18 protein-coding genes and 1 pseudogene are annotated in these 20706 nt (G+C 50.8%); 16 read left to right on the forward strand and 3 right to left on the reverse strand.

Annotated elements, in window-relative coordinates:
- Positions 1 to 253: 253 nt before the first annotated feature.
- The 4 genes from typA to NSU18_RS28155 all read left to right on the forward strand — a co-directional run bounded on the left by typA (position 254) and on the right by NSU18_RS28155 (position 4294).
- Complete coding sequence (typA, locus tag NSU18_RS28140; protein WP_341017515.1) at positions 254 to 2098, forward strand: translational GTPase TypA; 1845 nt, start codon at positions 254 to 256, stop codon at positions 2096 to 2098.
- Positions 2099 to 2253: 155 nt separating this feature from the next.
- Entirely contained in the window at positions 2254 to 2550 is a 297-nt protein-coding gene (locus tag NSU18_RS28145; protein ID WP_036724304.1) for a YlaH-like family protein, read from the forward strand.
- A gap of 87 nt (positions 2551 to 2637) precedes the next feature.
- Positions 2638 to 3741, forward strand: a complete 1104-nt coding sequence (locus NSU18_RS28150) for an LCP family protein (RefSeq protein ID WP_341017518.1) — start codon at positions 2638 to 2640, stop codon at positions 3739 to 3741.
- A gap of 100 nt (positions 3742 to 3841) precedes the next feature.
- A complete protein-coding gene (locus NSU18_RS28155; RefSeq protein ID WP_341017520.1) occupies positions 3842 to 4294 on the forward strand; it encodes a pyridoxamine 5'-phosphate oxidase family protein in 453 nt (150 codons plus the stop codon).
- A 34-nt stretch (positions 4295 to 4328) separates the two neighbouring features.
- Here NSU18_RS28155 and NSU18_RS28160 read toward each other — a convergent pair whose 3' ends face one another.
- Positions 4329 to 4904: a YhcN/YlaJ family sporulation lipoprotein gene (locus NSU18_RS28160; RefSeq protein ID WP_341017521.1), complete on the reverse strand. Its 576-nt coding sequence runs from the start codon at positions 4902 to 4904 to the stop codon at positions 4329 to 4331.
- 106 nt (positions 4905 to 5010) lie between these two features.
- On the opposite strand from NSU18_RS28160, the gene NSU18_RS28165 reads away from it, so the two are divergent.
- A complete protein-coding gene (locus tag NSU18_RS28165) occupies positions 5011 to 6342 on the forward strand; it encodes a PhoH family protein (RefSeq protein ID WP_341017524.1) in 1332 nt (443 codons plus the stop codon).
- 402 nt (positions 6343 to 6744) lie between these two features.
- Entirely contained in the window at positions 6745 to 7977 is a 1233-nt protein-coding gene (locus NSU18_RS28170) for an extracellular solute-binding protein (RefSeq protein WP_341150596.1), read from the forward strand.
- Here the strand turns inward: NSU18_RS28170 and NSU18_RS28175 are convergent.
- Both NSU18_RS28175 and NSU18_RS28180 read right to left on the reverse strand, forming a co-directional pair.
- On the reverse strand, positions 7969 to 9105 hold the full coding sequence (locus NSU18_RS28175) for a coiled-coil domain-containing protein (RefSeq protein WP_341150597.1): 1137 nt from the start codon (positions 9103 to 9105) through the stop codon (positions 7969 to 7971). The two genes, NSU18_RS28170 and NSU18_RS28175, sit on opposite strands and share 9 nt — an antisense overlap.
- 173 nt (positions 9106 to 9278) lie before the next feature.
- Positions 9279 to 9515, reverse strand: coding sequence for a DUF2626 family protein (locus tag NSU18_RS28180; RefSeq protein WP_340752288.1), 237 nt, complete (start codon positions 9513 to 9515; stop codon positions 9279 to 9281).
- A gap of 345 nt (positions 9516 to 9860) precedes the next feature.
- Between NSU18_RS28180 and NSU18_RS28185 the strand changes: the two genes are divergently transcribed.
- From NSU18_RS28185 to NSU18_RS28230, 10 genes and pseudogenes are all read left to right on the forward strand, one after another.
- Positions 9861 to 10508 carry an RsfA family transcriptional regulator gene (locus NSU18_RS28185; protein WP_341150598.1) on the forward strand — a complete coding sequence of 216 codons (648 nt, stop codon included), beginning with the start codon at positions 9861 to 9863 and terminating at the stop codon, positions 10506 to 10508.
- Positions 10509 to 10647: 139 nt separating this feature from the next.
- Positions 10648 to 11628 carry a ketopantoate reductase family protein gene (locus NSU18_RS28190; protein ID WP_341150599.1) on the forward strand — a complete coding sequence of 327 codons (981 nt, stop codon included), beginning with the start codon at positions 10648 to 10650 and terminating at the stop codon, positions 11626 to 11628.
- A 33-nt stretch (positions 11629 to 11661) separates the two neighbouring features.
- The gene (locus NSU18_RS28195; RefSeq protein WP_305954367.1) at positions 11662 to 12021 is read left to right on the forward strand and encodes a DUF3397 domain-containing protein; all 360 of its coding nucleotides are present in this window, start codon (positions 11662 to 11664) and stop codon (positions 12019 to 12021) included.
- Positions 12022 to 12171: 150 nt separating this feature from the next.
- A complete protein-coding gene (locus NSU18_RS28200; protein WP_341150600.1) occupies positions 12172 to 13884 on the forward strand; it encodes a peptide ABC transporter substrate-binding protein in 1713 nt (570 codons plus the stop codon).
- A gap of 224 nt (positions 13885 to 14108) precedes the next feature.
- Complete coding sequence (locus tag NSU18_RS28205; RefSeq protein WP_036724388.1) at positions 14109 to 15041, forward strand: ABC transporter permease; 933 nt, start codon at positions 14109 to 14111, stop codon at positions 15039 to 15041.
- 3 nt (positions 15042 to 15044) lie between these two features.
- A complete protein-coding gene (locus NSU18_RS28210) occupies positions 15045 to 15992 on the forward strand; it encodes an ABC transporter permease (RefSeq protein ID WP_341150601.1) in 948 nt (315 codons plus the stop codon).
- A gap of 26 nt (positions 15993 to 16018) precedes the next feature.
- Positions 16019 to 16559 (forward strand): annotated as a pseudogene (locus tag NSU18_RS32450) (peptide ABC transporter ATP-binding protein); the annotation flags it as partial.
- An 8-nt stretch (positions 16560 to 16567) separates the two neighbouring features.
- Positions 16568 to 17488, forward strand: coding sequence for an ABC transporter ATP-binding protein (locus tag NSU18_RS28220; protein ID WP_341151112.1), 921 nt, complete (start codon positions 16568 to 16570; stop codon positions 17486 to 17488).
- 193 nt (positions 17489 to 17681) lie between these two features.
- A complete protein-coding gene (gene bshC, locus NSU18_RS28225) occupies positions 17682 to 19313 on the forward strand; it encodes a bacillithiol biosynthesis cysteine-adding enzyme BshC (protein ID WP_341150603.1) in 1632 nt (543 codons plus the stop codon).
- Positions 19314 to 19338: 25 nt separating this feature from the next.
- Complete coding sequence (locus NSU18_RS28230) at positions 19339 to 20610, forward strand: adenosylhomocysteinase (protein ID WP_341017552.1); 1272 nt, start codon at positions 19339 to 19341, stop codon at positions 20608 to 20610.
- The last annotated feature ends 96 nt before the right edge of the window (positions 20611 to 20706 follow it).

Below are 20706 nucleotides of genomic sequence, written 5' to 3' on the forward strand. Positions count from 1 at the left end.
CAGATCGTCAACACGCCTTGATAGGACAATTCAAGACCGCTGAGCCGGACATGAGGCAAAATTAGAAAAATTAAGCGGACTTGGCAACGTTTTTTTTCAGAAAAAGACTTGCTTTTCATAGTACTTTCACTATAAAATTAAGGAATGTTGGAGCGTCGGCTTTCTGCCTGGCGCTTCTTTTGTGAGACTGCCGTGACATGCTAAGAATTTAAACAGTTTTAATTTGATAAATGAGAGGATTTGGATACAAATCATGCATTCAAGAAAAGATATCCGCAACATTGCGATCATTGCCCACGTTGACCATGGTAAAACAACACTCGTCGACCAGCTTCTCCAGCAGTCCGGGATTTTCAGCGCACACGAGCACGTTCAAGAACGCGCCATGGACTCTAACGATATCGAACGGGAACGTGGAATCACAATCCTGGCTAAAAATACAGCAATCACTTATAAAGAGTTCCTGATTAACATCGTAGATACACCTGGACACGCTGACTTCGGCGGCGAAGTAGAACGGATTATGAAGATGGTTGACGGCGTACTGCTCGTTGTTGACGCTTATGAAGGCTGCATGCCGCAGACCAAATTCGTACTGCGCAAGGCGCTGGAACAGCACCTGACCCCGATCGTAGTCGTGAACAAGATTGACCGTCCGGCTGCGCGTCCGAAGGAAGTTATTGATGAAGTGCTGGACTTGTTCATTGAGCTTGAAGCCAGTGACGACCAGCTTGAATTCCCTGTAGTCTATGCTTCTGCGCTTAACGGCACATCGAGCATGAATGCAGAGAAGCAGGATGAGACGATGCTTTCACTATACGAAACCATCGTTGAGCATATCCCGGCTCCAACTGAGAAGGTTGAAGAACCGCTGCAATTCCTGGTAACTCTGATGGACTACAATGAATACTTGGGCCGTATCGCCATTGGCCGCGTGAACCGCGGTGTAATCAAGCAAGGCCAATCCGTTACAGTCATCATGCGTGACGGCAAGAGCAAGACTGCCCGTATCGAGAAGCTGTTCGGCTTCCAGGGTCTGAAGCGCGTAGAGACAGAAGAAGCCGGCGCAGGCGATATCGTCGCTATTGCGGGTATCAAGGACATCAACATCGGTGAGACGATTGCTGATCCGCAGCATCCTGAAGCGCTGCCTGTTCTGAAGATTGACGAGCCGACTATGCAGATGACGTTCCTCGTGAACAACAGTCCGTTCGCAGGTAAGGAAGGCAAGTGGGTTACTTCCCGTAAGCTTCGTGAGCGTTTGTTCAAAGAACTGGAAACGGATGTAAGCTTGCGTGTAGATGAAACTGACAGTCCTGATGCGTTTGTCGTTTCTGGACGCGGTGAGCTTCACCTTGGTATCCTGATCGAGAATATGCGCCGTGAAGGTTATGAAATGCAAGTGTCTAAACCGCAAGTAATCATTAAAGACATCGACGGTGTCAGATCCGAGCCGCTTGAGCGCCTCATGATTGACATTCCGGAAGAAAGCATGGGTTCCGTTATGGAAAGTCTGGGCAGCCGCAAAGCCGAGATGGTCAACATGATCAACCACGGCACCGGCCAAGTCCGTCTGGAATTCCTGATTCCGGCACGCGGCCTGATTGGCTATAACACACACTTCCTGACGCTGACACGCGGCTACGGTGTAATGAACCATGCCTTCGACAGCTATGCTCCACTGGTTGGCGGCCAAGTTGGCGGACGTCATCAGGGTGTGCTTGTAGCAAGCGAAAGTGGAACAACAACACAATACGGAATCGTTGGTGTTGAGGATCGCGGTATTCTATTCCTGGATGCAGGTACAGAAATTTATGAAGGTATGATTGTAGGCGAGCATACACGTGATAACGATATTATCGTCAACATTTGCAAAGAAAAAGCACTTACCAACATGCGTACCTCAGGCAAAGATGATACTGTAAAAATGAAGACCCCACGTACCTTCTCTTTGGAAGGCGCGCTTGAATACCTGAATGATGATGAATTTTGTGAAATCACTCCTAAATCTGTACGTCTGCGCAAAAAGATCCTGAATAAGGGCGAGCGCGAGCGTGTAGAGAAGCAACGTAAGGCGGCGCAAGCCAGCCAGGCATAAGCGGATGACAATGAAGCCGCCGGATGAACAATCCGGCGGCTTTTATTATTTTCCCGGCACCGGATCTTTCAAATTGCAGAGATTAATAGCAGTATAAAGCGGCGGCGGGTGATATAATGTAAGCGTAACTTATGATCCGGGAGGAGTGAGCGGCTATGCAAAGCTGGTTCGCTGAGCATCCAGTTATCGCTTATATTGTAATTTTCATCTTACTCACTTATGTGTATAACCGAGTATTCCGCGTCAATCAGAAGCTGCCGATCGGCAAAGAGATCGTACTGTATGTGATGATGGCGGCAGGCTCAGGCATGCTTCTTATCTTCCAGCATGATAAGCTGCCGATCATCCAGTGCCTGCTGGTAGCGGTCGGGCTGATGCTGCTTGTGCGGGTCCGCTACCTGGTGGAAGCCCGGCAGAAGCGGAAGGCTGCAGCGGCTGCAAAACGGCAGTAGGCGCAACTTTTGATGATAGGGTTCGTCTAAGTTATTACGAAGTTATCTACTTCAATTCCAGTTGAATGAAAAGGAACTAAACGGATTATGAATACAAGCAAGGGCAATTTGCCACCCAGAAGGAACGGCCAGCAAGGAAGCACCAGCACTAACCGGCAGCAGCCGAGGTCTGCTGCTTCAGCTACAACTGCAAAGAAAAAAGCACGGAAACCAAAAAAACGCGGATTCTTCGCCCGGCTGATGAGAGTGCTGTTCATCATTCTGCTGATTGCTGTTATAGCAGCATTAGGCTATGCAGGGTATTTGTACTGGAAGGTGGACCACGGAGGATTCGGAGTGGATGAGCCGGTTGCTGCAGGGCAATCTGCCTCGGAGAAGCCGCTGACGATGCTGCTGCTCGGTACGGACAACCGTCCGAAGCACCCGTCCAATCTGACGGATGTGATCATGGTCGCGGCCTTGAACCCGGAGACCAAATCGGCTACGGTGGTCTCCTTACCCCGCGATACATATGTCGAGCTTGGCGGATACAAGAAGACGAAGATCAATGCGTTCTACTCCCGCTTCAAGAGCAAGGAGAAGGAATCCGGCGTGCTTGCCAAGGACCAGATGAAGAAGATGATGGGTGAGTATCTTGGGGTTCCGGTTGATTACACGACGGTGCTGGATTTCCAGGGCTTCCGGGATATCGTAGATGAGTTTGGCGGCGTGGACGTTAATATCAGCGCCAATATGTGTTACACGGACAGTGTGGACGGCACCAATATTAATCTCAAAAAAGGCGAAGCCCAACTAAACGGAGACAAAGCGCTGGATTATGTGCGTTACCGCAAGTCCAACTGCAAGCCGGCGACGAAGCCTTCGGATGACTTTGAACGCAATAAGCGCCAGAACGAGGTGCTGACTTCATTGATCTCCCAGATGCAGTCGCTGGGCGGTGTCCTCAAAATCGGCCGGGTGCTGGATGCAGTGGATAATAATCTGGAGAGCGATATCGAGAATGCGCAGATTAAGAGTCTGATCGCCACTTATTGGGATATTTCTAAGGAGAATGTCGAATATGTACCGGTAACCGGAACCTGGCGCAGCCCCTATGTATATATTAACGATAAGGAGCTGGACGCAGCCAAGAAAAGCCTCCAGGACCGGATATCCGGAGTGTCTGCTGCAGCGGTCTCAGGTCAGCCTTGAGCAGCGGTCAGGGTACAATCTGTAAATTGAATGCAAGTTTCGTCCTGTGCTATAATATAATAAATTGAATGTATTCTTGCCGCATAGGGGGCCTGTAACTATGTCTGAAGCCGTTGCTCAGCTCAATGAAACTCTGCTAGCTATGCTGCAATCGGAGACGTTTGTTCTTCTAAACACTGTGGATGCAGAATCAGGCGGACCTACGTCGACTGCGATCTCATGGATCTATGCTGTGAGCCCTTCCGTTGTCCGGCTGGCTGTGGACCACCGCTCCAGACTGGTAAACAACATGAAGGTTAACCCGAGAGTAACGATTACCGTGTTTGGCGAAGGGACGGTGCATGCCATTAACGGTCATGCTGCGGTTCGGCTGGACCCGTTGCCGGATGTTCCGTTTAAGATGTGCTGTTTTGATATTGAGATTGAAGCGGTCCGCAATGCGCTGTTCTATGGCGCGCACCTGGAATCTGCTCCGAAATATGCGAAGGTATACGATGCACGTGCGGCCGAGAAGCTGGACGGACAAGTGTTTGCCGCCATGCAAAAAGCCTAGTGTGCTATCACTAGGCTTTTTTTGAAATTTGCATCTACCGGGTATTGCCCTGCGGCTCTATATCCTCTGGCAGCTGCGGAATGATCCGGCCGATAATATCGGCCATCTCGGAGGCGAAGCCGGAGACCGGGTTGCCCTTGGAGATATGCTTGCCCATCTCGGCCAGCCTGCTGCTGAGGTCCATGTCGGCAGTCACCAGAACTCTTACGCCCCTGGGGTCCTTGCGGATCGCTTCGGCTACCGAATATTTCACGCTTCCTACCCGCGAACGGGTAAGGGCGCCGTCCACATCAATACCGACCACAGCAACGTTGTTCATAACGACACAGTGGACGCCTTCTACACCCGGGACTCTTCGCGCTAATTGTTCAAAATGATCCTTGAGTGCCACATCATTGTCATGCTTGTCTTCTGAAGGTTGTCCCGAATCCGGGGCGGGCTCTTGTACGGCTGTACCATCTTCCGACAATGTCCGTACTCCGCGGCTCCCCTGACTGTGCACCGCTTCAGCCGACTGTTTATCCTGAGGAGAGGGTGATGTCTCTTTATTAGCGATACCGCAGCTTGTCAGCAGCAGCAGTACCATTAGCAGACACATTGATTTTCTCATATGTGCGTACTCCTTTCAGCCTGAGAATTAGTGATTTACCTTATGTTGCCCTTGCTGAAAAGAGTTATGTATGATCAATCAAACCAGGCGCTGTGGAGGGGATAACATGAAAAAGATATTCGTACTGGACACCAACGTGCTGTTGCACGACCCCAATTCGATTTTTGCTTTCAAGGCGAATGAAGTGGTCATTCCTGCTGTAGTCCTGGAAGAAATCGACTCCAAGAAGCGTAATGCCGATGAAATCGGCCGTAACGCCCGCACCGTATCGCGTCTGTTAGACGGACTCCGGGAGCTGGGCCACCTGCATAGCGGGGTGGTACTTGACCATGGAGGCACGCTGAAGGTAGAGCTTAATCACCGCAGCTTCGTCAAGGTACAGGAGATGTTCGGCGAAGTCTCTAATGACAACCGGATATTGGCTGTAGCGCTCAATTATCTTCATGAAGAGAATGAGAAGGCTGACCCGAGTCCTGTGGTACTTGTAAGTAAAGATGTTCTCGTCCGCATCAAAGCGGATGTGCTTGGTATAACTCCGGAGGATTATCTGTCCGACCGCACCGGCGATTTGAATGAGCTTTATTCCGGCTGCCAGTCGCTGATGGCCCATCCTTCACTGATTGATGAGTATTACAGTCACCGGTTCCTGTCCACGAAGCAGCTGTCGCTGTCCTATCCGCTGTATCCGCATGAATTCGTAATTCTGAAGGATGAGATCGGAAGCGGCAAATCAGCGCTGCTAAAGGTCAACAGCAATGCCTCCCGTCTGGAGCCGCTCTATCTGGGCAACGATGCGGTATGGGGCATCAGTGCCCGGAATGCGCAGCAGCGGATGGCGCTTGAGCTTCTGCTGAATGATGATATTCCGCTGGTGACCATTACCGGCAAGGCGGGTACAGGCAAGACGCTGCTGGCGTTAGCCGCCGGATTGTTCAAAGTAGAGGATGAACACAAATACAAGAAGCTGCTAATTGCCCGCCCGGTGGTACCGATGGGTAAGGATATCGGCTATCTGCCGGGAGAGAAGGATGAGAAGCTCCGTCCGTGGATGCAGCCTATTTATGATAACCTCGAATTCCTGTTCGACACCAAGAAGGCAGGGGATATCGATAAAATATTGATGGGGCTGGGAAGTATCCAGGTAGAGGCGCTGACCTATATCCGCGGCCGCTCCATCCCGTCGCAGTTCATCATCATTGATGAGGCGCAGAACCTGTCCCGCCACGAAGTGAAGACGATTGTCTCCCGGGCCGGCGAGGGCAGTAAGGTGATCCTGATGGGGGACCCCGAGCAGATTGACCACCCTTATCTGGATGCGGCGAGCAACGGGCTCAGCTATATCGTGGAGAAGTTCAAGCAGCAGGGCATAAGCGGACATATCACACTGGAAAAGGGCGAGCGTTCGCATCTGGCCCAGCTGGCCGCCGATCTGCTCTAACCCGCACCAACAACAAACTTTATTCCAGCCGGGAGATCACCACTCCCGGCTTTTTCCTGCCCGCCCCCGGAAGCGGCGGGAGGGGATTTGGCTGGGGTTAGCTGGAGCAACATGGCGATAGCACCGGAGGGGAATTTTGGAGCTGTAGGAGCGGGAGCGTCCGCCTTTGTATACGGATTTCAACCGCGAACAGCGGTTTGGATCAAGAAATCTGTATACAACAGCGGCCGGAAGTCCAAATATTCACCGTAGGTGCGGCTACCGCCAACTTGCTACCATGTTCCTCAGGCGCTCCCTTTCCGCCGTTTCCTTCTATATAAAGAGAACGGTTTCACAACCCAAGACAAGCGCCGGCATCTCTGCTAAAATGAGGAATAAGAAACGCTGAAGGAGAGAGCGCATGTGCTGAAACGCAAAAATTACTGGCTGCTGTTTGCAGTTCTGCTGCTGGCCTTGACAAGCCTGTCACCCAGCATGGAGCTGAATACGGATCATGGCAGCTATCCGCCCAGACAGCCGCTGGACCAATCAGAGCGTCCTCCTTCAGGGGAAGCAGGGAAAGTCGAGAGTCTGCAGATCCGCGTCTCGCTCAGTGTGGAGGAATTCAGCGTGCTCGAGCAGATTAGCAAAGAGTACACTTTATCCAGCGGAGTCAGCGTGATCCTTAAAAATGTAGAGACGGAAGACGGGGGAGCACTGGTGCGTGAAGAACTAACCATTGGGACAAGCCCGGATATCGTGATGCTGGACGGTCACAGTATTTATGATCTGGCGACCCGGGGCTATTTGCTGCCTGTAGATATCTACCAGAGTGTTCCCGGCAGTACACCGCTTACGATGCTTATTCCACAGATGCAGTGGAACGGATATAACTGGGGAGTGCCGCTGGATATCGATCCCTATGTCCTCGTGTATTCGCCGGAGCGGCTCGCCGGGATGGGGTTTGCGGAGGTGCCCGCAAGCCTGGAGCAGTGGAATGAGCTGCTGGTCCGGCTGAAAGAGGACCCGGAGAAGAAGCGTTATCTGCTGGCTATGGATAAGCGGAATCCATACGGCTATGCCGCCATGCTGCATAGCATGGGCAGCAGTTTGCGCTCCGCCAGCCTTGGGCAGGCTCAGTGGACAGAAGCGGCGCGCAGCTATTTATATCTGACCAGCCGGTTTAATAAGGAGATCTGGGAGCTATTGCAGGATGGGAAGCTTGCGGTGGCGGCTGTGCCGCTATCGGAGTGGAAGAAGCACGGAAATTCTACACTTGCGGTGCAGATGCCTAAGAAGCAGGAGGGTGTACCGAGCTATGAGGTCATTCACAGCCGCTTTTTTGCGCTTCCTGCACAATCCGGCAGTCCGGAAGCGGCGGTCAAATGGCTTGCCTACGTCACATCAAGCACGGCCCAGCTGGAATGGCTGGAGAATACGGACCGTCTGCCGGCACTGGATGAGCTATATCGCTCCGCTCAGCCCAAGATGGGGAAGCTGCCGATGGAAGCCGGATGGTTTCTTGCCGAAGATAACACCCCCGGTCCCGGCTCTGAGGCAGAGTGGAGCCGGAAGGCGGAGGCGGTGCTTGGTTTGTTAACCGGCAAGCTGAATGCCGCCGATTATGAAGCAGTGGTGAAGCCTCCTTTAGAATGAGAGGGACAGCTTTACATGCAGGATGCCGTCCGAGCTTGTGACCTCGGTGGCCTGCAGGAAGGAGACGATCTTCGCCGGATAGAAGCCGAGATCGAATTCTTCCTCCAGTGCCTGGCGGGTGGTATCCGGCAGCTCCAGACCATTGAACACCACATGATCAACATGGAACATCAAGCCGTTGACAGGCTCCTGCTGTATGGTATAGCGGCCGGTCAGCGACAGTGACAACCCCCCGCTTTTACCCGTCGCCGTGACTGAATTGTCTTTGAACGTAAACCGGAAATCCCGGAACAGCGGATTCTGGGTAACCAGAAACTCATTCAGATCCTTTTCGGACAGGGCGAGATTATAGGTCATCCCCTTGCGCACCAGCACGCCATCCCGGCCCTGGACAAACTCCGGCAGCTGCTTCATGGCAGAAGCCAGCGCTTTGAAATACTTCCGCACCTCATGCAGACCGATGTTCTCCCAATATTTACTGAACTCCTCCAGCAGCCGCTGCATACTCTCAGGATCTGTACTGGCCTGAATCCCGCCTGCAATCTCCTTATCTAAGGCAAACACACGTTTCTGTTGCTCTTCGAGCGCCGTTTTGAGCTCTGCCAGCTCCTGGCTGCTGCGCTGTGCGGCTGTGAGTGTGCTTTTCAAATCCTTGTACTGAGTCTCATATTCCGTGAGCGTCTTCCGGTCCTGCCCCATAATAATCTCATAATAATCGACTAGAGCGATTAGCCTGCTGATGCTTTTGGCGGAGAGGAATGCGGTAAGAAGCCCATCCCGTTCCCCCATATAATAGGCACGCACAACAGCACCCGCCCGTTCCTGCTGATCCGCGATGTTACTCTGCTTGGCGGCTGCCTGCTCTTCCAGGTCTGCGGCATTGCGCTCCAGCGTCTGTTGTTCTGCGGTAATCCGGGCAATCTCACGTTCAATCTCTGCGGAGGACAGCGTCTGCTCCAGCAGCTTGCGGGTCTCTTCATCATCCGGCATGGAGATCGGCGGAGCGCTGACTCCTGAAGCGGAGCCGGAACCGGCGGACAGATACACCGGAGAAGCCGGCGGCATAGCGATGCAGGTGAGGATCAATATTGCTGCGAATAACCGGCGAACAGGTTTACGGGATAACACTTGCACCACCACCTTGAACAGAGTTAGACAGGTATGTACTATTAATATGTTTCAGCCTGTTAAAATATCATACCCTGTTTTGCGTCTCCCCGAACTACAATTTTGCAAACAAAAAGAACGGAAATGCTCCCTTAAGGCAAGAAGCCATATCCGTTCATTCCTATATATATTCGTTATAGCGGCAATCCCATCTCAAATATCGTCCAATAGCTGAAGCCTGTAAACGTCAGGATCATATACCCCCAAAAGAGCAGGATGTAGGTCTTTTCCGTAAATTTCATGTAGCCCAGAATCACAAAAAAAGCGGTTTGCAAAAAGAATAGCAGGGCCATTTCCGTCAGATTACCGGCAAAAGCCATAAGTCCGATGGTGAGTGTGAAAAATCCTAAAACGCGAAACATGCGGTCCAAGAGAGGGTCCCCCTTCCAGTATGAATCCGGCTAACAGCTGCTTACCATTTATTATAACGGCTGTCTAAAACACTGTAAACGAATTCATTGAAAAAAATTCAAAATTCATAAAATATATGATTTTTATTATTGACACAAGCCTTCTGGACGGAAAAGAGGAATTTATAGCAAAGGTAGTATGAGGTGCAGACAAATTGGCAATACAAATTAGTATCAAATAGATTCTATGAACTCTAATAGAGGCATAGAAATGGAGTAAGCAGCTTTTATCCCTATTCACTACCCGGCGGAGCTGCCGGTTCTGAAGATGGTTATTTCATGATGTTGTTAGGAGGGTTAGGCTTTATGACAGCCGTTAGACAGGATGCTTGGAGTGCAGAAGATGATCTGATATTGGCAGAAATAACGCTGCGTCATATCCGCGAGGGCAGCACACAGCTTGCTGCTTTTGAAGAGGTGGGTGAAAAAATCGGCAGAACCTCGGCGGCCTGCGGTTTCCGCTGGAACAGCTGCGTGCGCAAAAGCTACGAGGATGCTATCGGGATTGCCAAAGGACAGCGGCAGAAACGGAGCTATCTGAAGAAACAGCCTTCCTCGCGCGGGGCTCAGGTAGCCGGACTGATTCTCGGTGACATTGAGGAAGACTACAGCCGCAGCGAAGGATTAAGCGAGAATAGCTTATCCATCGATGCCGTCATCCGCTTCCTGCGGCAGTGGAAGGGGACATTCCAGGAGGCCGGCAGACAGCTTAAGATGCTAGAGCGTGATCTGCGGGAGAAGGAAGAGGAGCTCTCTGAACTGAGAGTTGAGAATGAACGTCTATCCAGAGAAGTGAATCTTGCCCAGAGCGATTACCGTGTGGTTAACGATGATTACAAGGCGCTGATCCAGATTATGGACCGTGCCCGCAGGCTGGCCTTTCTTAATGAAGAGGATGATGAGAAGACCCGCTTCAAAATGGATGCGAACGGAAACCTGGAACGGATTGAATAGAATAGTTAGGCAGCAAGCCCTGCGTCCAGGTGCGTTACAGCACCGGATTAGCAGGGTTTTTTGTTTTGCTTTTGCAGAGACAGGCAGGATATAATTAGGAAAATTATTGGAGCAATGCATGGCAGGGGGCAGGATTAGCATGAGAATAGATGTGATAGGCGCGGGGTCATTGGGGCTGCTGCTTGCAGGACGGCTGATCGCCGGCGGGGCTGAAGTGCGGATATGGTGCAGGGGCGAGGAGCAGAGCAGGGCGCTATCCGAACGGGGGCTGACTGTCAGCTATGAAGATGGCAGGGAGGCAACACGGCTTCCAGGCGGAAGTTTCTCTGCTGCACCGGTAGAAGGATATACCCGGTGTCAGCTGGATGAACCCGGGGAGGTTACACTGTTAACGGTAAAGCAAAAGGTGCTTCATGAGGCTCTGCCTGAGATTCTCCGGCCGCTAAGCCGCAGGAAGCTTGTAATCATAGGATTCCAGAACGGCTGCGGGCATTTGGAGCTGCTTAGGGGGCTGTTGCCGGGGTCATCCATCTGGGCGGCTGTAACAACAGAGGCGGCCAAGAGGAAAACATTAACAGAGGTTATTCATACGGGTAAAGGGGAAATATGTATAGGGAAGAGCAGCTCTCCTATAAATATTCATGAAACTGATCTGCAGGCATCTGAGCCTGAGGCCATAATTAGTTTCATAGAAGCTCTTGCCTCAGCAGGATTTCGCGCTTCTCTGTCGAAAGAAGTGGATACCATCATTTACCGGAAGCTACTGATCAATGCTGTCATTAATCCTCTAACCGCCATTTGGCGGGTAAGGAACGGCGAATTACTGGCCTCCGCTGCACGTGTACAGCTTATGAAGGAACTGTATACAGAGGCAGCCGGAATATTAGAGGCCTGCGGGATTTCCCCTGAGCACGATGTCTGGGACACCATTCTTGAAGTATGCCGCGCGACTTCGGGCAATACATCATCGATGCTGGCTGATGTGCTTGCTTCAAGGGAAACGGAAATCCGCTGGATTAATGGAAGTATTGTGAATATGGGGCTGCGGCAGGGCATTCAGGCTCCGCTGCACCGCTGGATTTGCGGACTGGTAGAAGGCATGACTGTGAGGGAGGGGTGAGGCTGTTTGGAATTTCTCCGGAATTCGTTCGGCGTGTTAAGCGTTATTCCGATTGTTCCTTTTTTGATTGTATATTTCGCAGGAATCGGGCTCAGGCATGATAAGAGGAAAACAATGATGCTGGCGATGGACGTAACTACTTTATTTTTATTGCTGTCAGTTTCGGGACTGTTTAATATTATTTTTGACTCAACCTTTGGATTCTTTCTTATACTACTTATTGTATTAATATCCGCCGGACTGATTGGCGGCGCCCAAAACCGCCTCAAAGGAGGGGTGGACGGAAAACGGTTACTTCGTGCTGTGTGGCGGCTTTCTTTCTTTTTCCTGGGCGTAGGTTACGTATTATTTATGGTTGTAGGCCTCATTCAATACATATCACAAGCGATGTAACGTTCCACTGCTCCGGTGAAGCGTCAACGTCACAAAATTTTAAAGAATTAAAAAAAAGTCGTTTTCAGAAAATATTGCTCTAGATTTTTTTGACCACTGGTTGTATAATCATAAACCATATACCACATTCTATTTAGGGGGAACTGCTAGATGAAGAAGAGTAAAAGTCTATTGCTCATGATCGCAATAGTTCTGGTGATCGGCACAGTGCTTGCTGGCTGCGGCGGAAACAAGAACAATAGCGGTACTAATGCTGCGGCGACGACTGCACCAGAGGGCAGCACGAACACAGGAACAACAGGTGACGAGAAGCTGGCTGCTGACCAGACACTTAGAGTCAACCTGACTGCAGAACCACCTACGTTTAACCCTGCACAAGCTCAGGACAGCCAAGCCAACACCGTCCTGAAAACTATGTATGAAGGCTTGACCCGCATGAATGATGAAACTGGCCAAGCTGAGCCGGGTATTGCTGAGAAGTGGGATATTTCCGCTGACGGACTGGTATATACGTTCCACCTGCGCGATGCACAGTGGAGCAACGGTGACCCTGTAGAAGCTGCTGATTTCGTTCGCGCATGGAAAATCGTGCTCGACCCTAACACAGATCCTACTGCACCTTACGCTTATCAATTGTACTACCTGAAGAATGGTGAAGAATACTATACTAAGAAAGTTGCAGATTTCAACGAAGTGGGCGTAAAAGCTGTTGACGCGAAAACTCTTGAAGTTACGCTTAAAGCACCAACTCCTTACTTCCTTGGTCTTCTGTCCTTCTATACTTATTACCCTGTACACAAATCCGTTGAGGGTAATGCTAAATGGGCTACAAGCAAAGATACTATGATCACTAACGGCGCGTTCACACTGACTGAGTGGACTACCGGCCAATCTCTGCAAGTTAGCAAGAACGATAAGTACTGGGATGCTGCAAGCATCAAACTGGCTAAAATCGACTTCTCCCTGGTTAACAGTGGAGCAACTGAACTCTTGAGCTACAAGAACGGCGAACTGGACCGCGCTGGTGCACCTCACGGTGAAATCCCGCAAGAACAGGTGCCAATCGTACAGAAAGAGCTTCCTAACGAATTCCAGAGAAAAGGTATCGCAAGTACCTACTACTATGAATTCAACATCACTGAAAAACCATTCAATAACGTTAAAATCCGTAAAGCATTGGCTATGACAGTTAACCGTCAATCGCTGATTGACAACGTAGCACAGGGCGGACAGCTTCCTGCGTTCGGCTTCGTACCTCCGGGTATCGCTGGCGCTGACGGTGAATTCCGTAATGCGGTTAAAGACGATTACTTCAAAGAAGATGCAGAAGAAGCTAAGAAATTGCTGGCAGAAGGTCTGGCTGAAGAAGGTCTGACTGCATTGCCGCCAGTTGAATTGTCCTACAACACAAGTGAAGGCCACAAGAAAATCGCTTTGGCTGTAGCTGATATGTGGAAACAGGCTCTGGGTATCACTGTTAACACGGTGAACCAGGAGTGGGCAGTATTCATCGACAACCGTCAGAACCTGAACTACCAGATCGCACGTGCCGGCTGGACTGCGGATTACAATGATCCAATGACCTTCCTGGATATGTGGGTAACAGGCGGCGGTAACAATGATACAGGTTACGCTAACCCTGAGTATGACAAGCTGATTCAAGAAGCGAAAACAAGCTCTGACCTGGCAAAACGCCAAGAGTTGTTTGCTCAGGCTGAGAAAATGATCATTCAGGATGACATGATCCTGATTCCATTCTACTACTACACCAACAACTCCCTGACTAAAGAGTACCTCAAAGGTGTAACTCTTGACTTCAGCGGTGCCATTGACTTCACTCGTGCTTACCTGCTTGAGCACTAAGAAATGCAGAACCTTCAGCTTATGAACTGAATAGTGATAGTCTGAAGGGAGTCTTACACTTCGGGATATATATGTGGAATTCCATATATATCCCTTTTTTTTGCATTTCGGGCTTTTTGTTAAAGATTTCACGAACTTACAAAATAAGAAATTAGACAAACGGCCATTTTTTTCATAAAATCTAATTATGTGTCTCAAAAAAGTAAAAGGAGGTGTTGATGGGGATGGTTCGTTATATTGCCAATAAGTTTTTCTATATGCTTGTTTCGCTATTTGTGCTGATTTCAGCGACCTTTTTTCTGATGAAAGCTATTCCGGGGGACCCGTTTACTTCTGAAAAGAAGATTCCACCAGAAATAAAAGCGCGTTTATACGAGCAATATGGATTGGACAAGCCGCTCTATCATCAGTATTTCAAGTATTTGGGTGAAATTGCCCAGGGTGATTTGGGTGTATCCATGAAGCGTCTGAATCAGGATGTAACACACTTGATCGGCCAGACATTCTCGGCGTCTCTGAAGCTGGGGCTTATCGCAATTCTTGTGTCGGTTATTGTCGGAGTCTTCCTCGGCATGATGGCGGCACTCTATCACCGCAAGTTTATTGACAGTGCAGCAATGGTGCTGGCGGTGTTGGGAATTGCGGTTCCGAGCTTTGTAGTCGCCTCGCTGCTGCAATATGTGTTTGCTTACAAGTTCCACATGTTCCCGGTCTCCGGGTTTAAAGGGCCGATGTATTATGTCTTGCCGGTAACCGCGTTATCAGCGCAGCCTATAGCCTTCATAGCGAGGCTGACGCGCTCAAGTATGCTGGAGGTCCTACATGCGGATTACATCAAGACGGCTAAGGCCAAGGGCCTAAGCTGGGCAGCTATCCTGAGCCGTCACGTGCTGCGTAACGGAATACTGCCTGTAGTAACCTATATGGGACCTATGACAGCTAACATCGTAACCGGTTCTGTTGTTATTGAGCAGATCTTCGGTGTCGGCGGGATCGGCAAGCAATTTGTTGAAGCGATCGGTGTCCGCGATTATACCGTTATTATGGGGATTACCATCTTCTATGGTGTACTGCTTATGGTAGCCCGGTTCATCACTGACATTGCTTATGTGTTTATAGATCCGCGTATCAAACTATCTGGCGGAAAGGAGGGCTAACGAGTGGCTTCTGACAAAAACTTGGTATCGCAGGATGCGAACCTGAAACCGGAAGATTTCCGTAAGGTTGGAATTGACGAACGGCAGGCTGAAGTCATTCAGCGTGAAAGTCTGTCCGCCTGGCGGGATTCCTGGGAACGTCTGCGCCAGAACAAAATGGCAATGACAGCTCTGGGAGTTCTTGGTCTGATTGTACTGGCTGCTATTTTTGCGCCATTCTTCTCAAAGTTCAATTACTATTCTAACGATTTGCTCAACACGAATAAGCCCCCTTCATCCGACCATTGGTTCGGTACAGATGATCTGGGACGCGATATCTTTGTCCGTACCTGGTACGGTGCACGAATCTCACTGATTGTCGGCCTTGCCGCTGCTGCGATCGACCTTTTCATCGGGGTTATCTACGGCGGAATCATGGGTTACTTCGGCGGCCGTGTTGACAATATCATGAATAAAATCTCTGAAATTCTGTACTCCATTCCATACCTGCTGGTAGTTATCCTGCTGCTGGTAGTACTTGAACCAAGCCTTGGTACCATTATCCTGGCGCTGACGATAACGGGCTGGATTACGATGTCCTGGATTGTGCGCGGCGAGATTATGCAGCTTAAGAACCGTGAGTTCGTACTCGCTTCGCGTTCGATGGGTGCAGGGTCCAAGCGGCTGCTGTTCAAGCATCTTTTGCCGAATGCTGTGGGACCGATTATTGTAACGATTACGCTGTCCGTGCCGAATGCCATCTTTGCCGAAGCGTTCCTGAGCTTCCTCGGTCTTGGTGTACAGGCTCCGGTAGCTTCACTAGGTTCGATGATCAATGACTCACTGACCGGCTGGCTTTATTATCCGTGGCGCTTCCTGTTCCCGGCTATTCTTATCAGTTTAACGATGCTTTCCTTTAATATTTTTGGTGACGGCCTGCGTGATGCGCTTGATCCTAAGCTGAAGAAATAGGAATTAAACAATGGTGGAACCCATGCGGCAAAGATATTGGCATGATATTTCAAGACCCGATGACTTCTTTGAACCCAATGATCCAAGTGGGCAAACAGATAACCGAAGTTTTGATCTAACATCAGAATATATCAGCGGCCGAAGCGAATAATCAAGCTATTGAAATGCTGAAGCTAGTGAGCATTGTGAATGCGGAGGCTCGCTTTAACCAATATCCCCAAGAACTCTCTGGCGATGTGCAACATTCGCTTGGGACCTCCATCATCCTGATAACATATTCCTGGCGTAAATGCCGGGAGATGTGACCGGGTTATCGTAGTACACCAAGGGTCTTGTGCGGCTGGTGCCGCAGCTTACCCGAAGAAGGGCGGGCCGGTGATACCAATCACTTTAGCTTACCCTGATCTGATTAAGCCGCCGGTCGGTTGCCCCTATACAGCGCACTGCAGCGAAGCAGTGCCTCCTGTGAAGGAGTGGATTGATCCCGGCATCACAGAGTTCAGTGATACGCTTATCGCGCACTGCTGGAATCTGCATTCGATGGCCAAGGAGGTGCAGTTCGTTTGAGTAAGAATCTGAGCAAGAATCTGATTGAAGTAGAAGGTCTTAAGAAATATTTCAATGTAGGCAAGGGAAGAGTTCTTAAGGCAGTTGATAATATTAGCTTCTCCATCCGTGAAGGCGAAACCCTGGGAATGGTAGGGGAGTCCGGCTGCGGAAAGACTACTGCAGGCCGTACCGTTCTCCGTTTGTATGAGCCGACTGCAGGCAGCGTGAAATACAATGGTACAGATATCTACAAATTGTCCGGCAGCAAGATGAAGACGATGCGCCGTGATATGCAAATGATCTTCCAGGACCCGTATGCTTCGCTTAACCCGCGGTTCACGGTGTCTGACATTATCGGTGAAGCGCTGGACATTCATGGTCTGGCCGGAAGCCGCCAGGAACGCAAGAAGCGGATTGAAGAGCTGCTGGATATGGTTGGCCTTAACCATGATCACGCTACCCGTTATCCGCATGAATTCTCCGGTGGTCAACGTCAGCGTATCGGGATTGCCCGCTCGCTTGCCGTGAACCCTAAGTTCATCGTCTGTGACGAGCCGATCTCGGCACTCGACGTATCCATCCAGGCGCAGGTCGTTAACCTCCTCAAGGAGCTGCAGGACCGTCTTGGACTTACTTATCTCTTCATCGCCCATGACTTGTCCATGGTTAAGCATATCAGTGACCGTGTGGCCGTTATGTACCTGGGCAAAATGGTTGAGCTGGCGGAAAGCGAAGAGTTATACGCTAATCCGATCCATCCGTATACCAAATCCCTGCTCTCGGCGATTCCGGTTCCAGACCCGGAGATTGAAGCGAACAAAAAACGCATTCATCTGCATGATGAGCTGGGCAGCCCGATTTATGCGGCCGGCGAGAAGACAAATGACAGCGATTATGAACTGGTAGAGGTGTCCAAGGGGCATTTCGTAGCCAAGCAATTTGCTTAAACTTAAGATGGCAGCGGAACGTAGGCGGGAGCATTCAGCTCTCGCCTATTCTTTCGATTAAGGGATATCCTTCATTAGGATGGCGTATATTACTTTGACGCCGCACCCAACATTGGATACAATCATAAAGGGTTTACCGATTTATGAATTACATATAGCAGCGGGTTATTGCAGAACAAGGAGGCCATTATCAATGAATGTTGTACCGGAACCACTGCCGGGCGGATCTGCGCTCGCCAGTGACTATATACATCAATACGAAACCGTAGGACATTTGTATGGCGGGGACTTCCGCAGCCCGGAGAGCCGGGCTGAACGCGCAGCGTGGCTTGATCGTACAGGAAGCCTGCGGGCAGACCGCGCAGCGGTTGTCTCATATTTGCGCAGCTATAACAATAAGCACAATCCTGATGAGGCAGTTGTCCGTTCGCTTGAATTGCTGGAACAGCCGGAGACCCTTGTAGTGACAGGCGGCCAGCAGAGCGGCTTGTTCACAGGCCCTCTATTCGTGGTCTATAAGGCCATTACTACCATTCAGGCAGCCCGGGAGGCTGCGGCCCAGCTTGGCCGGCCGGTCGTTCCGCTGTTCTGGATTGCGGGTGAGGATCATGACTGGGATGAGGTCAATCATACCTATGTGCTGAACCGGAGCGGCGAAATTACCCGGATTAAGCTGGATAAAGGCGAAGGCCCCCGGTCCTCGGTCAGCGAGATCAAGGTGGATGCTGAGAGCTGGCTTCAGGCGGTTGCGCAGCTGGATGGCTTATTGCAGGACAGTGAATTCAAACCGCAGCTGATGGAGCTGGTTACGGCTGCATCTACGGGCGCCGGCAATATGACGGAGGCGTTCGCCAAGCTGATGGGAGCTTTGTTCGGCAAATTCGGACTGATTCTGCTGGATTCGGCCGATCCTGCCCTGCGCAGGCTGGAAGCGCCCATGTTCGCTTCCATGATTGAGCGGAATGACGAGCTGGAGGCAGCTTATCTTGCCGCAGCTGAACGGATTATAGACAGCGGATATGAGCTGCAGGCCGATGTGACGCCCGGAAATGCGAATCTTTTCTATATTCATGAGGGTGCACGGCTTCTGCTCCATAAGGCGGAGGGACGGTTCGCAGACCGGAAAGCCACGGTCTCGTTCTCCCGTTCTGAGCTGTTGGAGCTGCTGGAGAGCCATCCCGAACGGTTCAGCAACAATGTGCTAACCCGCCCGCTGATGCAGGACTATGTACTTCCTGTGCTCGCTACAGTGCTCGGACAAGGGGAAATGGCTTACTGGGCGATTCCGCATCAAGCCTTCAGGGTGCTGGACGGACAGATGCCGCTGATTATTCCGCGCATGTCTTTTACAGTGATTGAGGGAACGCTTCGCAAGCATATGGATAAATACAGCTTGTCCTTCACAGATGTGCAGAGAGGTCTGGATGATAAACGCAAGGCGTGGCTAAGTGCTCAGGATGAGCTGAAGCTAGAAGACAAATTCGAAGAGATTAAGACAGCATTCTCCGGGATGTACGAGCCGCTGATTGAACAGCTTGGCAGTATTCAGGCGGGGCTGCTGAAGCTGGGCGGCAATAACAAGGATAAGATTATCGACCAGATCTCCTTCCTGCAGGGCAAAGCACTGGATGCGATGGAGAAACAGAATGAGGCTGCGCTTCGCCAGTGGGAACGGATCGAGCTGTCGCTCATGCCGCTGGGCAAGCTTCAGGAGCGTGTCTATAATATGATGTATTATCTGAACCGGTACGGGCTGGAATGGCTGGAGGAATTGATGGCTGTGCCTGCTGACTACAGCGGAACACACCGTATTATTTATATGTAAGCAAATTATTCTAGGGGGTCCTACTATGAGTTCATTATCCAAGCAAAACAGTATTGTTGCCGATATGTCGCTTGCACCCGAGGGGCATCTCAAAATCGACTGGGTTCGCCAGCATATGCCGGTGCTGAACCGTATCCGTGAGCAGTTCGAAGCCGAGCAGCCGTTCAAGGGGCTCAAGGTATCGATCACCCTTCACCTGGAAGCCAAGACCGCTTATCTGGCCAAGGTAGTGCAGGCTGGTGGCGCGGAAGTAACGATTACAGGCTCCAACCCGTTATCTACGCAGGACGATGTGTGTGCTGCACTCGTTGAGGATGGCATTACCGTATTTGCCAAGTACAATCCTTCCCCGGAAGAGTTCAAGGCACTGAACATCCGGGCACTGGAGAGCAAGCCGGATCTGATTATCGACGACGGCGGCGATTTCGCCACCCTGCTGCACTCCGAGCGCCCCGATCTGATGGAAAATATCCGCGGGGGAGCTGAGGAGACAACCACAGGTATTATCCGCTTAAAGGCGCTGCAGAAGCAGGGCATGCTGAAATTCCCTATGGTTGCCGTAAATGACGCTTATTGCAAATATTTGTTCGATAACCGTTACGGCACAGGACAGTCGGCATGGGACGGCATTGTCCGCACTACCAACCTGATTGTAGCCGGCAAAACTGTGGTTGTGGTGGGCTACGGCTGGTGCGGTAAAGGTGTAGCGATGCGGGCCAAGGGACTCGGAGCGAACGTAATTGTTACGGAAGTGGATGCGATCAAGGCGGTAGAGGCGCATATGGACGGATTCCATGTCCTGCCGATGCTGGAAGCGGCGAAGCAAGGAGACTTCTTCGTAACTGTTACCGGGAACCGGTACGTCATTCGCGGAGAGCATTATGATGTGATGAAGGATGGCGCGATTCTCTGCAATGCCGGACATTTCGATGTGGAGGTCAACAAGCCGGAGCTGGCTGAGCGCTCAGTGTCCCAGCGGACGGTGCGCAAGAACATCGAAGAGTATCAGCTGAAGGATGGACGCAAGCTGTACCTCCTGGCTGAAGGACGTCTGGTGAACCTGGGCGCAGCCGATGGTCATCCGGCAGAGATTATGGATACCACCTTCGCACTCCAGGCCTTGTCCCTTAAATATGTTAACGATAATTATAAGAGTATTGGTGTCAAAGTGGAGAATGTACCTTATGTGCTGGATGAGCAGGTAGCGCGTTACAAGCTGGAAAGTCTGGGGATATCCATCGACAGTCTGACACAGGCGCAAGTGGAGTATCTGGACAGCTGGAATCTGAACGACTAAGGATATGGATCTGCACGAGCCCGGAGCCAATCACATTGGCCCGGGCTTTTGCGTGTCCGCATGGGGTGTAAAGAATAGCCTCTTGACAAACAAGAA

The sequence above is a fragment of the Paenibacillus sp. FSL H8-0048 genome, assembly GCF_038002825.1.
Classification (GTDB): Bacteria; Bacillota; Bacilli; order Paenibacillales; family Paenibacillaceae; genus Paenibacillus_AQ.

Excerpts from the sequence above, each read along its gene's own strand:
- typA (WP_341017515.1), top strand. The coding sequence starts at position 254 with ATGCATTCAAGAAAAGATATCCGCAACATTGCGATCATTGCCCACGTT.
- NSU18_RS28145 (WP_036724304.1), top strand. The coding sequence starts at position 2,254 with ATGCAAAGCTGGTTCGCTGAGCATCCAGTTATCGCTTATATTGTAATT.
- NSU18_RS28150 (WP_341017518.1), top strand. The coding sequence starts at position 2,638 with ATGAATACAAGCAAGGGCAATTTGCCACCCAGAAGGAACGGCCAGCAA.
- NSU18_RS28155 (WP_341017520.1), top strand. The coding sequence starts at position 3,842 with ATGTCTGAAGCCGTTGCTCAGCTCAATGAAACTCTGCTAGCTATGCTG.
- NSU18_RS28160 (WP_341017521.1), bottom strand. The coding sequence starts at position 4,904 with ATGAGAAAATCAATGTGTCTGCTAATGGTACTGCTGCTGCTGACAAGC.
- NSU18_RS28165 (WP_341017524.1), top strand. The coding sequence starts at position 5,011 with ATGAAAAAGATATTCGTACTGGACACCAACGTGCTGTTGCACGACCCC.
- NSU18_RS28185 (WP_341150598.1), top strand. The coding sequence starts at position 9,861 with ATGACAGCCGTTAGACAGGATGCTTGGAGTGCAGAAGATGATCTGATA.
- NSU18_RS28190 (WP_341150599.1), top strand. The coding sequence starts at position 10,648 with ATGAGAATAGATGTGATAGGCGCGGGGTCATTGGGGCTGCTGCTTGCA.
- NSU18_RS28200 (WP_341150600.1), top strand. The coding sequence starts at position 12,172 with ATGAAGAAGAGTAAAAGTCTATTGCTCATGATCGCAATAGTTCTGGTG.
- NSU18_RS28205 (WP_036724388.1), top strand. The coding sequence starts at position 14,109 with ATGGTTCGTTATATTGCCAATAAGTTTTTCTATATGCTTGTTTCGCTA.
- bshC (WP_341150603.1), top strand. The coding sequence starts at position 17,682 with ATGAATGTTGTACCGGAACCACTGCCGGGCGGATCTGCGCTCGCCAGT.
- NSU18_RS28230 (WP_341017552.1), top strand. The coding sequence starts at position 19,339 with ATGAGTTCATTATCCAAGCAAAACAGTATTGTTGCCGATATGTCGCTT.